At 69.7% G+C, this 16,882-nt stretch carries 14 protein-coding genes; all 14 read right to left on the reverse strand.

Annotated features, from left to right (window positions below):
- Position 1: 1 nt before the first annotated feature.
- Complete coding sequence (leuB, locus tag IU514_RS09090) at positions 2-1,090, reverse strand: 3-isopropylmalate dehydrogenase (RefSeq protein ID WP_194930772.1); 1,089 nt, start codon at positions 1,088-1,090, stop codon at positions 2-4.
- The gene (gene leuD, locus IU514_RS09095) at positions 1,080-1,676 is read right to left on the reverse strand and encodes a 3-isopropylmalate dehydratase small subunit (protein WP_194930843.1); all 597 of its coding nucleotides are present in this window, start codon (positions 1,674-1,676) and stop codon (positions 1,080-1,082) included. The genes leuB and leuD overlap by 11 nt, the downstream gene beginning before the upstream one ends.
- The gene (leuC, locus tag IU514_RS09100) at positions 1,676-3,124 is read right to left on the reverse strand and encodes a 3-isopropylmalate dehydratase large subunit (RefSeq protein WP_194930773.1); all 1,449 of its coding nucleotides are present in this window, start codon (positions 3,122-3,124) and stop codon (positions 1,676-1,678) included. The genes leuD and leuC overlap by 1 nt, the downstream gene beginning before the upstream one ends.
- A gap of 9 nt (positions 3,125-3,133) precedes the next feature.
- Entirely contained in the window at positions 3,134-4,687 is a 1,554-nt protein-coding gene (locus IU514_RS09105; protein WP_194930774.1) for a 2-isopropylmalate synthase, read from the reverse strand.
- Positions 4,684-5,808, reverse strand: a complete 1,125-nt coding sequence (locus IU514_RS09110; protein WP_194930775.1) for a threonine dehydratase — start codon at positions 5,806-5,808, stop codon at positions 4,684-4,686. The genes IU514_RS09105 and IU514_RS09110 overlap by 4 nt, the downstream gene beginning before the upstream one ends.
- Before the next feature lies 1 nt (position 5,809).
- On the reverse strand, positions 5,810-6,808 hold the full coding sequence (locus IU514_RS09115) for an aminotransferase class IV (RefSeq protein ID WP_194930776.1): 999 nt from the start codon (positions 6,806-6,808) through the stop codon (positions 5,810-5,812).
- Complete coding sequence (locus tag IU514_RS09120) at positions 6,799-7,035, reverse strand: ACT domain-containing protein (protein ID WP_194930777.1); 237 nt, start codon at positions 7,033-7,035, stop codon at positions 6,799-6,801. Before IU514_RS09120 ends, IU514_RS09115 begins: the two co-directional genes overlap by 10 nt.
- Entirely contained in the window at positions 7,019-8,764 is a 1,746-nt protein-coding gene (gene ilvG / locus IU514_RS09125; RefSeq protein WP_194930778.1) for an acetolactate synthase 2 catalytic subunit, read from the reverse strand. Before ilvG ends, IU514_RS09120 begins: the two co-directional genes overlap by 17 nt.
- Entirely contained in the window at positions 8,764-9,789 is a 1,026-nt protein-coding gene (gene ilvC / locus IU514_RS09130) for a ketol-acid reductoisomerase (protein WP_194930779.1), read from the reverse strand. Before ilvC ends, ilvG begins: the two co-directional genes overlap by 1 nt.
- A gap of 35 nt (positions 9,790-9,824) precedes the next feature.
- Complete coding sequence (ilvD, locus tag IU514_RS09135) at positions 9,825-11,567, reverse strand: dihydroxy-acid dehydratase (RefSeq protein ID WP_194930780.1); 1,743 nt, start codon at positions 11,565-11,567, stop codon at positions 9,825-9,827.
- A 104-nt stretch (positions 11,568-11,671) separates the two neighbouring features.
- Entirely contained in the window at positions 11,672-11,860 is a 189-nt protein-coding gene (locus tag IU514_RS09140) for a hypothetical protein (protein WP_194930781.1), read from the reverse strand.
- 224 nt (positions 11,861-12,084) lie between these two features.
- The gene (gene thrC, locus IU514_RS09145; protein WP_194930782.1) at positions 12,085-13,383 is read right to left on the reverse strand and encodes a threonine synthase; all 1,299 of its coding nucleotides are present in this window, start codon (positions 13,381-13,383) and stop codon (positions 12,085-12,087) included.
- 4 nt (positions 13,384-13,387) lie between these two features.
- Positions 13,388-14,338 carry a homoserine kinase gene (locus IU514_RS09150; protein ID WP_194930783.1) on the reverse strand — a complete coding sequence of 317 codons (951 nt, stop codon included), beginning with the start codon at positions 14,336-14,338 and terminating at the stop codon, positions 13,388-13,390.
- Entirely contained in the window at positions 14,335-16,869 is a 2,535-nt protein-coding gene (gene thrA, locus IU514_RS09155) for a bifunctional aspartate kinase/homoserine dehydrogenase I (RefSeq protein ID WP_194930784.1), read from the reverse strand. The genes IU514_RS09150 and thrA overlap by 4 nt, the downstream gene beginning before the upstream one ends.
- Positions 16,870-16,882: the final 13 nt, after the last annotated feature.

Consider the following 16,882-nt stretch of genomic DNA (forward strand, 5'->3'; position numbering starts at 1 on the left):
TTCAGTCCCGCATCACCACCGGCTCACATTCGATCTGCACCTGCGCCAGCACGGCGGAAGTTGCCGCATGGGTTCCGGCACCGAGCCCGGCTGCGGCGATGTCGGCCGTGAACACGCCGGCATCGAGCGCCGCCCCGACCGCCTTCTCGATGCAGTGCGCCTCGCTTTCCAGGCCGAGCGAATGACGCAACAGCAGCGCCGTGCTGAGGATCGTCGCATAGGGGTTGGCGATGCCGCGGCCTGCGATATCCGGGGCGGAGCCATGGATCGGCTCGTAGAGTCCCACCCGGCCTTCCCCCAGCGAAGCGGACGGCAGCAAGCCGAGCGAGCCGGCGAGCATCGATGCTTCATCGGTGAGGATGTCGCCGAACATGTTCTCGGTGACGATCACGTCGTACTCGCGCGGTTTTGCCAGCAGGTGCATCGCCATCGAATCGACCAGCTGATGCTCGAGCTCGATGTCCGGAAACTCGTCGCGCACCACGCGGGTCGCGACTTCGCGCCAGAGGCGCGAGGTTTCCAGTACGTTGGCTTTGTCCACGGAGGTCACGCGGCCGCGGCGGGTGCGGGCGAGTTCGCAGGCGCGGCGCACCACGCGTTCGATCTCGGCCACGGTGTACTCGCACAGGTCGCTGGCGGAGTCGGCTGTCCGCTGCTTCTGTCCGAAGTAGATGCCGCCGGTGAGTTCGCGCACGACCACCAGGTCGACGCCGGTCAGAAGGTGCGGCTTGACCGGCGATGCGCCGAGCGCTGCGGGATGCGGTTTCACCGGGCGCAGGTTGGCGTACAGGCCAAGTGCCTTTCGGATCGCGAGCAGGCCCTGCTCGGGCCGCACGCTCGCTTTCGGGTCCGACCACTTGGGCCCGCCCACGGCGCCCAGCAGGATGGCATCGGCGCTTCGCGCCGCGTCCAGCGTCTGCTGCGGCAACGGCTCGCCGGTTGCATCGATGGCCGCGCCGCCGATCTGGTGCTCATGGAAGCGGAAGTCGTGGCCGTAACGCTCCGCGACGGCGCGCAGCACCTCCACCGCGGCGGCGGTGACCTCCGGACCGATGCCGTCACCCGGCAATACGACGATTTCAGCGCGCATGGCGTTGGCTCCTTTGATTGGATTCCTCGAAGCGTTGGATGGCGGGTGCCTGCCTGAGCAGGTAGCCGAGCTGGTCCACGCCTTCGAGCAGGCAGGTACGGGCGAAGGCGTCGAGCGGGAACCGCACACGCGTGCCGCCGGGCAACGTCACCGTCTGGCTGGCGATGTCGATCTGCAGTTCGATGCCCGGTCGGTCGATCAGCTCGTCGACGACGGGCTCGTCGAGCACGATTGGCACCAGGCCGTTCTTCAGCGCGTTGCTGCGGAAGATGTCGGCTATCTCGGAGCTGATCACCGCGCGGACGCCCAGGTCGGCCAGCGCCCACGGCGCGTGCTCGCGCGAGGAGCCGCAACCGAAGTTGCGGCCGGCGACGAGGATGCGCGCGCCGATGTTCTCCGGCCGGTTGAACGGAAAGTCCGGATCCGGCGAGCCATCGGGCAGCGTGCGCCAGTCGCTGAAGGCGTGCTTGCCGAGTCCCTTGCGTTCGGTGGTGGTGAGGAATCGCGCCGGGATGATCTGGTCGGTGTCGATGTTGCGCTCGCGCAGCACGACGGTGCGCGAGGTGAGTGTGGTGAAGGGCTGCATCATGCGGTCTCCAGCTCGGCCATCGCGGAGTGGTCCGCCGGCTCGGTGGTCAGGTACGGCCGCGGATCGGTGATCTCCCCAGCGACCGCGCAGGCGGCGGCGGTCAGTGGCGAGGCGAGCACCGTGCGTGCGCCTTTGCCTTGGCGGCCCTCGAAGTTGCGGTTGCTGGTGGATACGGCGAGTTGTCCGGGCGCGACGATGTCGCCGTTCATCGCGATGCACATCGAACATCCGGGCTCGCGCCATTCCGCGCCGGCCGCACGCACGATGCGATCGATGCCCTCGGACTCGGCGTCGCGCTTGACCTGCTCGGACCCGGGCACGACCAGCATCCGCACCCGCGGATGCACGCGGCGCCCGCGCAGCACGCGCGCGGCCTCGCGCAGGTCGGACAGTCTCGAATTGGTGCAGCTGCCGACGAACACCACGTCGACCGGGCGCCCGGCGAGTTCCTGTCCCGGCTGCCATCCCATGTAGTCGCGAGCCTTGGCTTCGTCGCTGTCGGCATTGGCCGGAATCTGCGCGGCGATGGCGCTGACCTGGCCAGGGTGCGTGCCCCACGTGACGGTCGGTTGGATGTCGCGCGCATCGATATGGACCTCGCGGTCGAAGCGGGCGCCGTCGTCGCTGTGGAACTCCGACCAGCGCGCAGCGGCCTGTTCGAAAGCTTCTCCATGCGGGACGCGCGGACGCCCGCGCAGGTAGTCGAACGTCACGTCGTCGGGCGCGATCAGCCCTGCGCGCGCGCCTGCCTCGATCGACATGTTGCACACCGTCATGCGCTGCTCCATGGACAGCGCCCGGATCGCCGAACCGCGGTACTCGATGACATGACCGGTGCCGCCGTTGACGCCGATCACGCCGATCACGTGCAGGATCATGTCCTTGGCGCCGACACCGGGAGGGAGCTCGCCGTCGATGGTGATCGCCAGCGTCTTCGGCTTGCGCTGCAGCAGGCACTGCGTGGCCAGCACGTGGCCGACCTCGCTGGTGCCGATGCCGAAGGCGAGCGCACCGAACGCACCATGCGTGGCGGTGTGGCTGTCGCCGCAGACGATGGTCTGCCCCGGCTGTGTCAGTCCGAGCTCCGGCCCCATGACGTGGACGATGCCGCGCTGGGGGCTGTCGTAGTCGAACAGTTCCACGCCGAAGCGCGAGCAGTTCTCGCGGAGGCGATCAACCTGCGCGCGCGCTTCGTCGCTGGCGTAGGGACGCTGGCCATTGGCCTGCGGAGGCAGCGTCGGCGTGGAGTGGTCGAGCGTGCCCTTGGTGAGGTCCGGACGACGCACGGGCAGGCCGCGTGCCTCGAGCTCCGCGAACGCCTGGGGCGAAGTGACCTCGTGGATCAGGTGCAAGTCGATGTAGAGCACTGCCGGCGCCGCGTCGCTCTCCGGCGTGACGACGTGGGCATCCCACAGTTTGTCGAACAGGGTTCTGGGTGTAGTCATGGGGAGGTCTCAGGCGGTGGCGGCCATGCGCTGCGGCTGGCGGTTGCGCGATACGCGGTTGGCGATGTCGAGCCACGCCAGCGCGCTGGCTTCGAGGATGTCGGTGCTTGTGCCCGAGCCGGTCAGCTCGGCGCCGTCGATGCGGGCGGTGACGCTGGCCTGTCCCTGCGCGTCGTCGCCGGTGGTGACGCTGGAGACCTGGTAGCTCTCGATGTCCAGCGCGAGTCCGGTGGCGCGCGCCAACGCGGCGAACAGCGCATGCACCGGGCCATCGCCGACGGCGGCTTCGCTGACCGTGGCGCCGTCGGGATCGACCACTTGCACGCTGGCGGTGGGCAGGCTGTCCTGGGCGACGCCGGTGCTGACATGCAGCCGTGTCAGACGATGGCCGCGTACTGCGCGTGCGTCGGCGCCGAGCACCAGTGCCTCCAGGTCGGCGTCGAATACTTCCCGCTTCTTCTCGGCCAGCGACTTGAAGCCGGCGAACACTGAATTGAGCTGCGACTCGTCGAGGTTGAAGCCCAGCGCCTGCAGGCGGTCGTTCAGTGCTGCGCGGCCGCTGTGGCGGCCCATTACCATCTGCGACTGCGCCCAGCCCACATCCTCGGGCCGCATGATCTCGTAGGTGCCTCGATGCTTGAGCATGCCGTGCTGGTGGATGCCCGACTCGTGCGCGAACGCGTTCTGTCCGACCACCGCCTTGTTGCGCTGGACGGCCATGCCGGTGATGCGCGAGAGCAGGCGTGAGGTCGGCACCAGCCGGCGCGCGTCGATGCGGGTGTGCGCGTCGTAGTACTCGCCGCGCACGCGCAGCGCCATGATCAGCTCCTCCAGCGCGCAATTGCCGGCGCGCTCGCCGATGCCGTTGATCGTGCATTCGACCTGGCGGGCACCGCCCTCGATCGCGGCCAGCGAGTTGGCCACCGCCAGGCCGAGGTCGTTGTGGCAGTGCGCGCTGAACACCGCCTGCGCGGCGTCGCGGACGTTCGCACGCAGGTACTCGAACAACGCGCGGATCTCGCTGGGCGTGGTGTAGCCGACGGTGTCGGGGATGTTGAGCGTGCGCGCGCCGGCGGCGACCGCGGCGCTGCAGACCTCGGCCAGGAACTCCGGCTCGGTGCGCAGCGCGTCCTCGGCCGAGAACTCGACGTCGTCGGCATGACGCCGCGCAAGCTCGACGCCCATCACCGCGCGCTCGATCACCTGTTCGCGGCTGAGGCCCAGCTTGTGCTCGCGATGCAGCGGACTGGTCGAGATGAATACATGGATGCGCGGGTGAACCGCGCCTTCCAGCGCGCTGGCGCAGGCTTCGATATCGCCTGGATGGCAGCGGGCGAGCGTGGCGATGGTCGACCCGCGGACCTCGCGGGCGATGGCGCGCACCGCCTCGCGGTCGGCGTCGGAGCTGGCCGGAAAGCCCGCCTCGATCACGTCCACGCCGAGTTCGGCGAGGGCATGGGCGAAGCGGAGCTTCTGCGGCGAGGTCATGCTGCAGCCGGGCGACTGCTCGCCGTCGCGCAGGCTGGTGTCGAAGATGCGTACTCGGGCGGCGGGGTCGTTCATGCGTGGAGCTCCTCGTCGTGGGTGCGCGGGGCGGTGGCGGCGCGGGGCGTGCGTGGTGAAGGGGGAAAGGGGGAGAGCGTGGCGATGGCCGGCTCCGGCGGCGCGTGCATCGCCGATTCGCGATGGCGCCGGCGCGGAAGGCGCGGCGCGCGAGGGCGCACGTCGGCCAGCAACTGCGCCAGCACACCCGCGTCGACATTTCCGCCGGAAACGACCGCGCATTTACGCCGCCCGGCGACGCGCCGGCCCGCGGCAAGCGCCAGCGCACCGGCGCCTTCGGCGATCACGTGCTCCTCCAGCGCAAGGCGCACGAGGGTCTCGCGCAGTTCGGCCTCGCGCACGACGACCACGTCGTCGAGCAGCTGTTCGAGCACCTGGAGGGTCAGGCGGCCGGGCTCCTTGACGCGCACGCCGTCGGCCAGCGTCGCTGCTGGCTCGCGCAGCGCGTGGTCGCCGTGCAGCGCTCGCCGCATCGAATCGACACCTTCGACCTGCGCACCGATCACGCGGATGCGCCGGGACGCTCGCGTCCCGGACAGGCACGTCGCTTTCAATGCCAGTGCGACGCCCGCCGCGAGGCCACCACCGCCGATCGGCACCAGAACGACATCGGGCGCGAGTGCGGCCAGTTCCAGTCCGACGGTTCCCTGGCCGGCGATGACATCGGGATCGTCGAACGCCGACAGCATCCGGTAGCCGTTCTGGCTCGCCAGTTCGGCGGCGAAGGCCTTTGCTTCGTCGAAGCTGTCGCCATGCAGGCGGATCGCCGCGCCCCAGTGGGCGACGCCGGCGATCTTGGTCTGCGGTGCGCCACGCGGCATCACCGTGATCGCGTTGACGCCGAGGCGGTAGGCGGCCCAGGCAAGGCCTTGCGCGTGGTTGCCCGCGGAGGCGGCGATCACCGGACGCATGTCGCCACGCTCGCGGGCGGCCAGCAGTGCGTTGAGAGCGCCGCGCACCTTGTACGAACCAGTGCGCTGCAGGTTCTCGAGTTTCAGCCAGCAGCCGAAGCGCTCGGCATGATGCAGTGGCGTCGGTGGCAGGTAGCGGCGCAGGCGTGCCTGCGCCGCCAGTACGTCTGCGGCAGTCACCGTGGGATCGGATCGTACCCCGTCGTCCATGTCAGACCGCCGTCAGCCAGGACGAGCGGCCCGGTTCCTCGCCGCGCACCACGCGCGCGTAGAGGGCTGACAGATCGCGCGTGACCGGGTTGTCGCCGTACTCGCGGCGGTCCAGTGCGCTGACGGGCGCCGTCTCGGCAGCGGTGCCGCAGAGGAAGACTTCATCGGCATCGAGCAGTTCGTGGTGCGTGACCGGGCGTGACTCCGCCCCGCTCAGCGCGATCAGCGTGTCGCGGGTGATGCCGGGCAGGGCGTCGCGATGCTCGACCGCGGTGACCTGGCCGTTGCGCACCATGAAGACATTGGCGCCGGTGCATTCCACGACCAGCCCGTCGCCGTCGACGAACAGGGCCTCGTCGAAGCCGCGTGCTTTGGCTTCGCGCTTGGCCAGGATCGAGTTGACGTAGCCGCCGCTGAGCTTCAGCGGTGGCAGTGACGTTGCCGGGTTTCGCCGCCACGGCGACACGGTCAGGCGCGTGCGTGCGCCGGACAGGTGCACGGGCTGCGCCATCGTCGCGACCATGAAGTGTTGTGTCAGCGGCGCGACATCCAGTCCCATGGAGCCGGTGCCGTACCACGCCAGCGGGCGGATGTAGGCATCGCGATGACCGTTGGCCCGCAGCGTCTGCACGATCGCACCGCGGGCGCCGGCTGCATCGAAGTCCAGGCCGAGCAGTTCGGCGCCCTTGCGCATGCGATCCAGGTGTTCGGGCAAGCGGAACACGGCCGAACCGCCGCCGGCCGCGCCGTCGCGTGTGGCATAGCTGCGGATGCCCTCGAACACGCCGGAGCCGTAGTGCAATGCATGCGTGGTCACCGGCGCCTGCAACCCGTCCGCCGGGACTAGGTCGCCGTCGAACCAGAGCAGGCCTGCCTCGCCCTTCGACTGGAGCGGGGGCGCAGGCGCTTTCAAGGGGGCAGCGAAGCCCGCGCCACCGGCGACACGACCGTGTCGCGACGAGGAGTGAGCGCGTTGCGGGTCCTGTGTCGTCATCGACATGGCGACACCTCCACCTCGAGGCAGTCGTAGAGCTTGGCGATCTGGCTCTGCAGCGTGTCGTCAGGGCGATCGCCTTCGACGGTCAGGCGCAGGTACCAGCGGTCGCCATCGGCCTGCGCTTCGCCATCGACGGCGAGCGGACGGAAACCGCGACGCTCGGCGGCGCCCAGTACGCGCGCCAGCGCGCCTTCGGCCTGACGAAGCGTGAGATCAAGCTGGTAACGCATGGCGGGAGTCCTCGGCTGGGGAGACGATGGCGGCCGATGCCGACCCCGGATCGAGTTCCGGGTCGAGCATCTGCGCGTTGTTGTGGTTGGGCGGAACCAGCGGCCACACGTTGGCGGCCTGGTCGATGGCGACGTGCAGCAGTGCGGGGCCGGGCGCATCGAGCAACTGCTGCAACGCGTCCTCGACGCCATCGGCACGGTCGATGTGCAGCGCGCGGATGCCGAATGCGCTCGCGATCGCGCCGAAGTCGGGGTTGTCGGACAGGTCAACCTCGGAATAGCGCTTGTCGAAGAACAGCTCCTGCCACTGCCGCACCATGCCGAGTGCCTGGTTGTCGAGCAGCACGATCTTGATCGGCAGCCTGTAGCGCGCGACCGTCGCCAGCTCCTGCACGTTCATCAGGAACGAGCCGTCGCCGCTGACGCAGATCACCCGTGCTGCGGGGCTCTCGAGCTGCGCACCGATCGCCGCGGGCAGGCCGAAACCCATCGCGCCGAGGCCGCCGCTGGTCAGATGCCGCCGCGGATCGCTGAAGTGCCAATGCTGCGCGACCCACATCTGGTGCTGGCCGACATCGCAGGCGACGACGGCTTCGGGCGCCAGTTCCGACAGGCGCTTGAGCAGCGCCGGCGCGTACACGCTGTCGCCGGGGGCGTCGTAGCGGGCTGCATGCTCGCGTGCGCGCTGCTGGCAAGCCGCTCGCCAGGCGCGACGCGCAGCACCGTTGCGGCCGTGCAGATGCGCCGCGCACGGCAGGGTCAGCGCGGTCAGCGTGGTACGGATGTCGCCGCGCACGCCGGCATCGGCGTGACGCAGCTTGCCGATCTCGCAGGCGTCGAGGTCCATGTGCACGACGCGCGCGTTGGGCGCGAACTCGGACAGCTTGCCGGTGGCGCGGTCGTCGAAGCGCGCACCGACGACGATCAGCAGATCCGACTCCTGCACCGCGAGGTTGGCGGCGCGGCTGCCGTGCATGCCGAGCATGCCGAGGCTGAGCGGATGCGCGGCCGGCAGCGCGCCCAGTCCCTTGAGCGTGAGCACCGTCGGGATCTGCGTGGCATCGACGAAGGTGCGGAACGCCGCGACCGCATCGCCGAGTGCGATGCCGCCGCCGCCATAGACCACCGGCCGCTGCGCCTGCGAGATCAGCGCGAGTGCGGCGTGCAGCGACGCGTCGATCGGAGCCGGCACCGGATCGCTGGGCAGCGGCGCATGCGCGGGCAGGTGCGACGCATCACCCACCTGCACGTCCTTGGGCAGGTCGATCAGCACCGGCCCGGGCCGGCCGGAGCGGGCGATGCGGAATGCCTCGGCGACCATGCGCGGCAGTTCATCGATTCGTCGCGCCAGGAAGCTGTGCTTGACGATCGGCATCGTCATGCCGAACACGTCCAGTTCCTGGAAGGCATCGGTGCCCATCAGCGCGGTGGACACCTGCCCGGTGATGACCACCATCGGCACCGAGTCGAGCATCGCGTCGGCGATCCCGGTGACCAGGTTGGACGCACCGGGTCCTGAGGTCGCGACGCATACGCCGACTCGCCCGCTGGCTCGCGCATAACCATTGGCCGCGAAGGCGGCGCCCTGTTCGTGGCGGACCAGCACATGCTTGAGGTCCGACCCGTGCAGGGCGTCGTAGAAGGGCATGATCGCGCCGCCCGGATAACCGAACAGCGTGTCCACGCCCTCTGCGGCCAGCGCCTGGACCAGCCAGCGGGCACCGTTCATCACGCGGCCTCTTCCTGTTGTGCGCTGCGGGCATCGGCAGGGGTGGACTTGGCGGGCGTCGGCGCGTTGGCGAGCCACTTCATGTTGGCGCGCAGCTTCCTGCCGACGGCTTCGATGGGATGCTCGAGGTCGCCCTGCTTCAGCGCCTTGTATCGAGCGTTGCCCGCGGCGTATTCGGCAATCCATTGACGTGCGAACGTGCCGTCCTGGATCTCCGCCAGTACCTTCTTCATCTGCGCGCGAGTGTTGTCGTCAACCACGTAGGGGCCACGCGTCAGCGCGCCGTACTGCGCGGTCTCGCTGATGAACTCGTGCATGCGGGTGATGCCGCCTTCGTAGAACAGGTCGACGATCAGCTTCAGTTCGTGCAGGCACTCGTAGTAGGCGACCTCCGGCTGGTAGCCGGCTTCCACCAGGGTCTCCCAGCCGGCCTGCACCAGCTTGGTCGCGCCGCCGCACAGCACGGCCTGCTCGCCGAACAGGTCGGTCTCGGTCTCTTCCTTGAACGTGGTCCGTATGGCGTTCTGGCGCGCGCCGCCGATGCCGGCGCAATACGTCAGAGCAAGCGCTTCGGCATGACCGCTGCGGTCCTGGTGCACGGCATACACCGATGGCACGCCGCGGCCGATCTCGTACTCGCGGCGCACCAGCGCACCGGGGCCCTTGGGCGCGACCAGCACGACATCGAGATCCTCGCGCGGCGTGATCTGGCCGTAATGGACGTTGAAGCCGTGCGCGAACAGCAGGCACGCGCCGTCGCGGATGTTCGGCTCGATGACCTCGCCGTAGAGCTGCGGCTGCACCATGTCCGGTGTCAGCACGGCGACGAGGTCGGCGTCCTTGACCGCGTCTGCAGGCGCCTTGACGGTGAAGCCGTCGGCCTTGGCCTTGATCTCGGTCGGTCCGCCCGGACGCAGCCCGACAGTGACGTCGAAGCCGGAGTCGCGAAGGTTGAGCGCATGGGCTCGGCCTTGGCTGCCGTAACCGACGATGGCGATGCGCGGGCGATGCGTGGTGCTGGTCATGGTGGTGTCCTGGTGAGTGTTCGAAAGGGACGTGCTCAGGCGGGGATCGGGTTGCGTGTTCCGTTGCTGGCTGTGCTGTCGATGAGCGTCGACGCGATGCGTCGGTCTGGCCCTGCATCGAGCGGACCCGGCGCGGTGACCGCGCCCCGCGATGCCGAGCCCACGGCGCGGGCGTACTTGGCGAGTGCGCCGGTGGTGACGCGCGGCGCAATGCGTGCGGCTTCGCGTGAACCGAGATCGGCGGCGACGTCGATGCGCCGCGTGGCCACGTCGATGCGGACGCGGTCGCCGTCACGCAGACGAGCGATCGGGCCGCCGCGGGCCGCCTCAGGCGCGATGTGGCCGACCATGAAGCCGTGCGTCGCACCGCTGAAGCGTCCGTCGGTGATCAGTGCGACGTCGTTCCCGAGGCCCTGGCCGACCAGCGCGGCGCTCACGGCCAGCATTTCGCGCATGCCGGGACCGCCGGCAGGGCCTTCGAAGCGGATCACCACGACGTCGCCGGCACGGATCGCGCGCGCCTGCACCGAGGCGAAGGCGGCTTCCTCCGAGTCGAACACGCGCGCAGGGCCTTCGAACGATTCGCGGCCGTGCCCGGCGAGCTTGACGATGCAACCTTCCGGCGCGAGGTCGCCGTAAAGGATCGAATAGCCACCGCGCGGCTTGATCGGATCGCTCACCGGGCGCACCACGTCCTGATGGGCGGGCGAGGGCACCTCGTCGAGTTCCTCGAAGAAGCTGCGGCCGGTGACCGTCGCGATGTCCTCGATCAGCCCGGCGGCACGCAGTTCGCGCGCGACCAGCGCCGTGCCGCCCTGCTCGAACATCTCCGCGGCGGTGTAGCGGCCGCCAGGCTTCAGGTCCGCGATGACCGGTGTCTGCGCGGCAGCCTCGAACTCTTCCAAGCCAAACGCGACGCCGGCCTCATGCGCGATCGCCAGCAAGTGCAGCGCCGCGTTGGTGGAACCGGCCGTGGCCGAGACCGCGCGCGCCGCGTTCCGCAACGCGGCCTGAGAGAGAAGGGCGCGCGCTCCCTGCCCTCCGCTGTGCAACTGCTGTATGACCAGCGCGCCGCAGTGGCGGGCGGCACCGGCCTTTGCGGGGTGGATCGCCGGGATGTCGTTGAGTTGCAGTGGCGACAGGCCGAGGAACGTCAGCACCATCGCCATCGTGTTGGCGGTGAACTGTCCGCCGCAGGCACCGGCGCCCGGGCAGGCGTGCGATTCGATGCGATGCAGTTGCGCATCGTCGATGCGTCCGGCCGAGTGCGCGCCCACCGCCTCGAACACGTCCTGCACGGTCAGCGCCTTGTCGTCCTCGCCCGTCCGGCAATGCCCCGGCATGATCGTGCCGCCGTAGAGGATGACGGTCGGGATATCCAGCCGCGCTGCCGCCATCGCTGCCGCCGGAATGGTCTTGTCGCAGCCGACCAGCAGCACCATCGCGTCCAGGCAATGGCCGCTGACGGCGAGCTCGATCGAATCGGCGATGGTTTCGCGCGATGGCAGCGAGGCGCGCATGCCGTCGCTGCCCATCGCGATGCCATCGGTCACCGCGATCGTGTTGAACTCGATCGGGGTGCCGCCGTTTTCGGTCACGCCGGCGCGGACATGCTGGGCGAGGTCACGCAGCGTGAGGTTGCACGGCGACACGTCCGACCACGTGTGCACGACGGCGACCAGCGGCCGTGCGATCGCGGCATCGTCCAGGCCGGTGGCGCGCAACATCGCGCGTGCCGGGGCGCGAGCGGGACCTTGCTTGATGGCGTTGCTTCTCACGAGCTCGTTTTCCTTCGGTGGAAAAACAAGCCGAAAAACAAAGACCCCGCGCCTTTTCGGGCGCGGGGTCTTGGTGATTCGACCTGGGTTTGGTGGCGTCTTACTTACGCAAACCCGTACTCCGCGCTGGAATGCCCGGTAATAAGTACGAGTACAAGAATGAGCGCGGCCGCGAGCGGCGCGAGCGTGATCAAGGTAAGGAGCGAGGCATCCATGCTGGCAGCGCGCAGCGCAACGGCCTGGCCATGGGGCCGGGTCATTGCGGTCTGTGTGTGATTGCTGCGCTGCGTCATGGTGTCGAGGTAATCATGCCCCTTCGCGGCATGTCAACAGTTTCGTTTGTAACGTCGCAAAGGTGTGACCGGCGCACTGATAGGCCAGCTCACCCCTCCACCAACGTTCGTCCTGAGCGTAGCGCTGCAGGCGCGGAGTCGAAGGATGAGCGGGTGGCGATCCTTCCGCGTCCTCACCCTTCGACTCCGGCCTTGCGGCCTACGCTCAGGGCGAACGGAGGAGATCAGCCTCGCGCTTCGTTCAATAGCTGATCACGCAACGCCGCGTAGTCGGCGGCCAACGGCTCGGCATGCGCCGGCCACGCCAGGGTTTCCGCCAGTGCCGGGGGCGGTTCGACGCCGTGGCCCACCAGGCGTTCCACGATGCCGTCGAACTTGGCCGGATGCGCCGTCGCGACCACGGTCCACGGCCGGCGGTCGCCCGCTTCGCGCAACCGCTCCAGCACGTGCAGCCCGGTGGCGGTGTGCGGGCAGGGCACCACGCCGTGGCGTTGCGGCGCGTGGCGGATCGTCTCGGTGATGACATCGTCGCTGACGGCGAAGGCGCGCAGCGACGCGCGCAACCCGGCGTCGTCGTGGTGCCAATGGCGCAGTCGCTCGAAGTTGCTGGGCGCGCCCACGTCCATGGCGTTCGCCAGCGTCGCGACGGTCGGACGAGGCGAGTAGTCCTGTCCGGCGAAATAGCGCGGCAGCACGTCGTTGGCATTGCTGGCCAGCACGATGTCGCCCACAGGCAGCCCCATGCGTCGGGCGACGAACGCCGCGCAGGCATTGCCGAGGTTGCCGGTGGGCACGATCAGGTTCAGCGGCTGGTCGTGTTCGGCCTGGAACCGCAGCGCCGAATGCGCGTAGTAGGCAACCTGCGGCAGCAGCCGGCCTAGGCTGATGCTGTTGGCCGAGCTCAGCGGCACGTTCGCGCGCAGCGCTTCATCCGAAAGTGCCTGCTTGGCCAGGTGCTGGCAGTCGTCGAAGCTACCATCCACGCGGAACGCGCGCACGTTGTCGCCCCAGCATCCCAGGCCGTGTGCCTGGCGCGGCGAGACACGGCCGTCGGGGTAGAGGATCACGACGTTGAAGCCGGGCCGGCGATGGAAGGCGGATGCGACGGCGGCGCCCGTGTCGCCCGACGTGGCGACGAGGATCGTCATGGCCGGTGCGTCGGCTTGGCGCAGGTGCGCGAGCGCCGCAGCCAGGAAGCGCGCTGCGTAATCCTTGAAGGCGGCGGTCGGACCATGGAAGAGCTCGAGGAGATGATCGCCCCCGTGCCTGAGAGAACGTAGCGGCGCGGGGAACGAGTACGCCTGCGCGCAGATGCCGTCGAGCTCGTCGTGCAAGAGCGAACCCTTGAAGTAGGGCGACAGCACCGCGCCTGCGGTTTCGGGGAGGCTGGTGGCGGGCGGCAGCGATGCGAGCACCGGAATGTGTCCGGGCACGTAAAGCCCGCCGTCGGGCGCGAGGCCGGCGATCAGTGCCTCATCGATGCCGGTGGGCGGCGTGTAGCCGCGCGTGCTGACGAAGTCCATCGGGCTACCGCACTTCGATCACGTCGGCGCGCGGTCCCGCCACCGGCGTGACGTAGGCGCGCGAGCCATAGCCGGCAGCGGCGAAGGCCGCCTGCATCGCCGGAGCCGCGGCTTCAGCCTCCGCCTTCGATGCGAACCAGGCGAACGTGCTGGGCCCGGCGCCGGAGATGCTGGCACCCAGCGCGCCGTGCGCGAGTGCCGCAGCCTTGGCCTCGGCAAAACCGGGGATCAGCGGAGCGCGACGCGGTTCCACCAGCAGGTCCTGCAGGCCTTCGCGAAGCAGGTCGGCATCGCCGCGTTGCAGGCCGGTCAGGAACAGCGCCAGGTGCGCGCTCTGCTTCACCACCAGCGGCAGCGGGTAGGGTTCGGCCAGCACCGCACGCGCGCGACGCGTTTCCAGCGTCTGGTCCGGATGCACGACCGCGGCGTGCAGCCAGCCCGGCACGGGCAGCGGAATCATCCGCGTCGAGGTCGCCATCACCACGCCACCAAGCAGCATCGGCGCGACGTTGTCGCCGTGACGGCTGCCGCTGGAGACGGATTCCCCGTCCAGCGCGAACTCGTACAGGGCCTCACGCGGCAGCGGTGTGTCCAGCAGTGCGTTCGCGGCGACGAGTGCCGCCACGCAAGACGCTGCCGAACCACCGAGCCCGGAGCCGAGCGGGATGCCTTTTTCCAGTTCCAGCTCGAAACCGAACGAAAGCCCGAGCCCGTTACGCAGGCTGATCAACGCCTGTCCCGCGGTGTTGCGCCCAGCTTCCAGCGGCAGTGCGTCGGCACCGGCGACGTCGCCACGGATCGCGGCGATGCGCACGACGGGCTCGTCGATGCGGCGTACCGTTGCGACATCACGCACGCCGGCGATGGAATGGCCGAGCAGGTCGAAGCCGACGCCGATGTTGCCGACGCTGCCGGGTGCGAAGGCGCATACCTGCCGCTCGATGGCTTCACTCATGCGTGCGCCTCCGCATGCGCCCCGGCATGCGTCCACGCGACGCCGTGCGGCGATGACAGCGACTGCGCGATCGCGAGCACGTCGCCGAACACCCCGGCGGCCGTCACGTCCGGGCCTGCGCCCGGCCCCTGCACGACCAGCGGATTGTCGGCATAACGGCGCGTGCGGAACTGTACGAGGTTGTCGGTCAGGCGCGTATGGCAGCAGGCATGCTCGGGCGCTAGCGCGACCACGCCGACGCTGGCGCGGCCATCGCGGTCCAGGCGTGCCAGGTGGCGCAGTGCACGCTGCTGCGATGCGGCGTCGCGCAGGCGCGCCAGCATCGGCGCATCCATCTCCTCCAGCCGCGCCATGAACTCGTCGCGGCCGACGCCGCGCAGCGCCGCGGGTACCAGGTTTTCCACTTCCACATCCTCGAGCGACAGCACGCGACCGGCCTCGCGCGCCAGGATCACCAGTTTGCGCGCGACGTCCAGGCCGGACAGGTCGTCGCGCGGGTCGGGTTCGGTATAGCCCAGCGCCTGCGCCTCGCGCACCAGCTGCGAGAACGGCACGCTGCCGTCGAAACGGTTGAACAGCCATGCCAGTGTGCCCGATAGCATGCCGTCGATGCCGTAGAGCTCGTCTCCGGTGTCGATCAGGTTGCGCAGGGTCAGCATCACCGGCAGGCCGGCTCCGACCGTGGCCTCGTAGCGGAAGCGGCCTTCGCCGTTACGGCTGGCCTCCTGGATCGCGGCGTACTGCGGCCATGCACCGCTGCCGGCGTGCTTGTTGGGCGTGACCACATGGATGCCCGCGGCCAACCAGCGCGGGTAGTGCGCGGCGACCTCGGCGCTGGCGCTGCAGTCGACGATCAACGCGTGCGGAAGGTGTTCGCCGCGGACGTGGCGGGCGAAGCGGTCGAGGTCGACCGCCTCGGTGGTGTCCGCGGCCAGCAGCCGGTCGGTCCCGGCCGGGTCGAGCCCGCGTTCGTCCAGCCGCATCGACCGGCTGTTGGCCAGCGCGCGCAGGCGCAGGTCCAGGCCGGATCGCGAGCGCAACTGCGGCAGGGCCGCGGCCAACTGCGACAGCAGCGCGCGGCCGACCTGGCCCGGACCGATCACGCCGACCGATACGCATTGCGGCGACAGCCAGAACGCGGCGTGCGCGGCGCGCAGCGCGCGCGTGGCGTCGCGCGCGCCGATCGCGACGGACAGGTTGCGCTCACCGGCGCCCTGCGCGATCGCCCGGGCGTTGACGCGCGCCTGCGCCAGCCCGCCGAGCAGGCGAGCCGCGACGCCGGGCATGCCGACCATGCCGTCGCCCACCGCGGCGAGCACGGCAATGCCGGGCGTGAGCGTGACGCCCTGCGCCTGTCCGTCGCTGATGGCTTCCGAGAATGCGGCGGCGACGGCGTCGCGCGCGAGCTCGGCCTGTTCGCCGCGCACCACGCAGCAGATGGAATGCTCGGAGGAACCCTGCGAAATCATCGTCACCGACACGCCGGCACGGCGCAGCGCACCGAACAGACGTTCGGCGGTGCCGGGCACGCCGACCATGCCGTTGCCGGCAAGCTCGACGATCGCCAGGTCGTGGACCAGGCTCAGTCCCTTGACCGGTGCGCCGTCGCGATCGCCTTCGGCCGAGATCAGTGTGCCGGGCGAGTGTGGACGCCGCGTGTTGCGGATGCGTAGCGGAATGCCGCGCTCCTGCACGGGAGCCATCGTCTGCGGATGCAGCACTTTCGCACCGAAGTAGGCCAGTTCGCAGGCCTCGGCGTAGGACATCGTCGGCAGGCACACCGCCTCGGGGACCAGTCGCGGATCGGCGGAAAGCACGCCGTCTACGTCGGTCCAGATCGTCAGCGCATCGGCACCGAACAGGTTGGCGAAGATCGCCGCGGAGTAGTCGCTGCCGTTGCGGCCGAGCGTGGTGGCGGCGCCGTCGCGGTCGCGCGCGGCGAAGCCGGTGACGACCACGTGTCCGGGGCCGTTATTGGCGAGCCAGGCTTCCAGCCGCACGCGGCTGGTTTCCCAGTCGACCGCCATGCCCATTTCACCTGGATGCAACACCAGCACGTCGCGCGCGTCGAGGCGAAGCCAACCGGCCGTGCGCCCGCCTAATGCTGCGTGCATCAGGTATGACGACCAGACTTCGCCGAGTGCGGGCAGGCCCCGTGCGACGACGTCGCTACCCGCCTCGCCGCCGGCAATCGACGCGAGTTCGGCCTGCAGCTTCGCGAACTCGTCTTCGAGTGCTGCGAGCAGGCCATGACGGTGCGGATCGAGCGCGGCAGCCGCGACGGCGTGACGCTCGCGCAGTGCGTGCCAGGCCGGGGCCCAGTCGTTTCCTGCGCGTGCCTCCGCGAGCAGACCGATCAGCGCATCGGTCACGCCCTGCATGGCCGAAACGACGACGACGCGCCGGCGTGAACCATCGTCGAGCAGCGGCACCGTCGCGCGGTACAGCGCGGCGTCGGCGAGGCTGCTGCCGCCGAACTTGTGGACATGGCAATCGGGCGCGGAGCGGGGTGAGGCATCGGCGGACGGCATGGGTGGCTCCTGG

This window comes from Lysobacter niastensis (assembly GCF_015453285.1).
Taxonomy (GTDB): domain Bacteria; phylum Pseudomonadota; class Gammaproteobacteria; order Xanthomonadales; family Xanthomonadaceae; genus Lysobacter_J; species Lysobacter_J niastensis.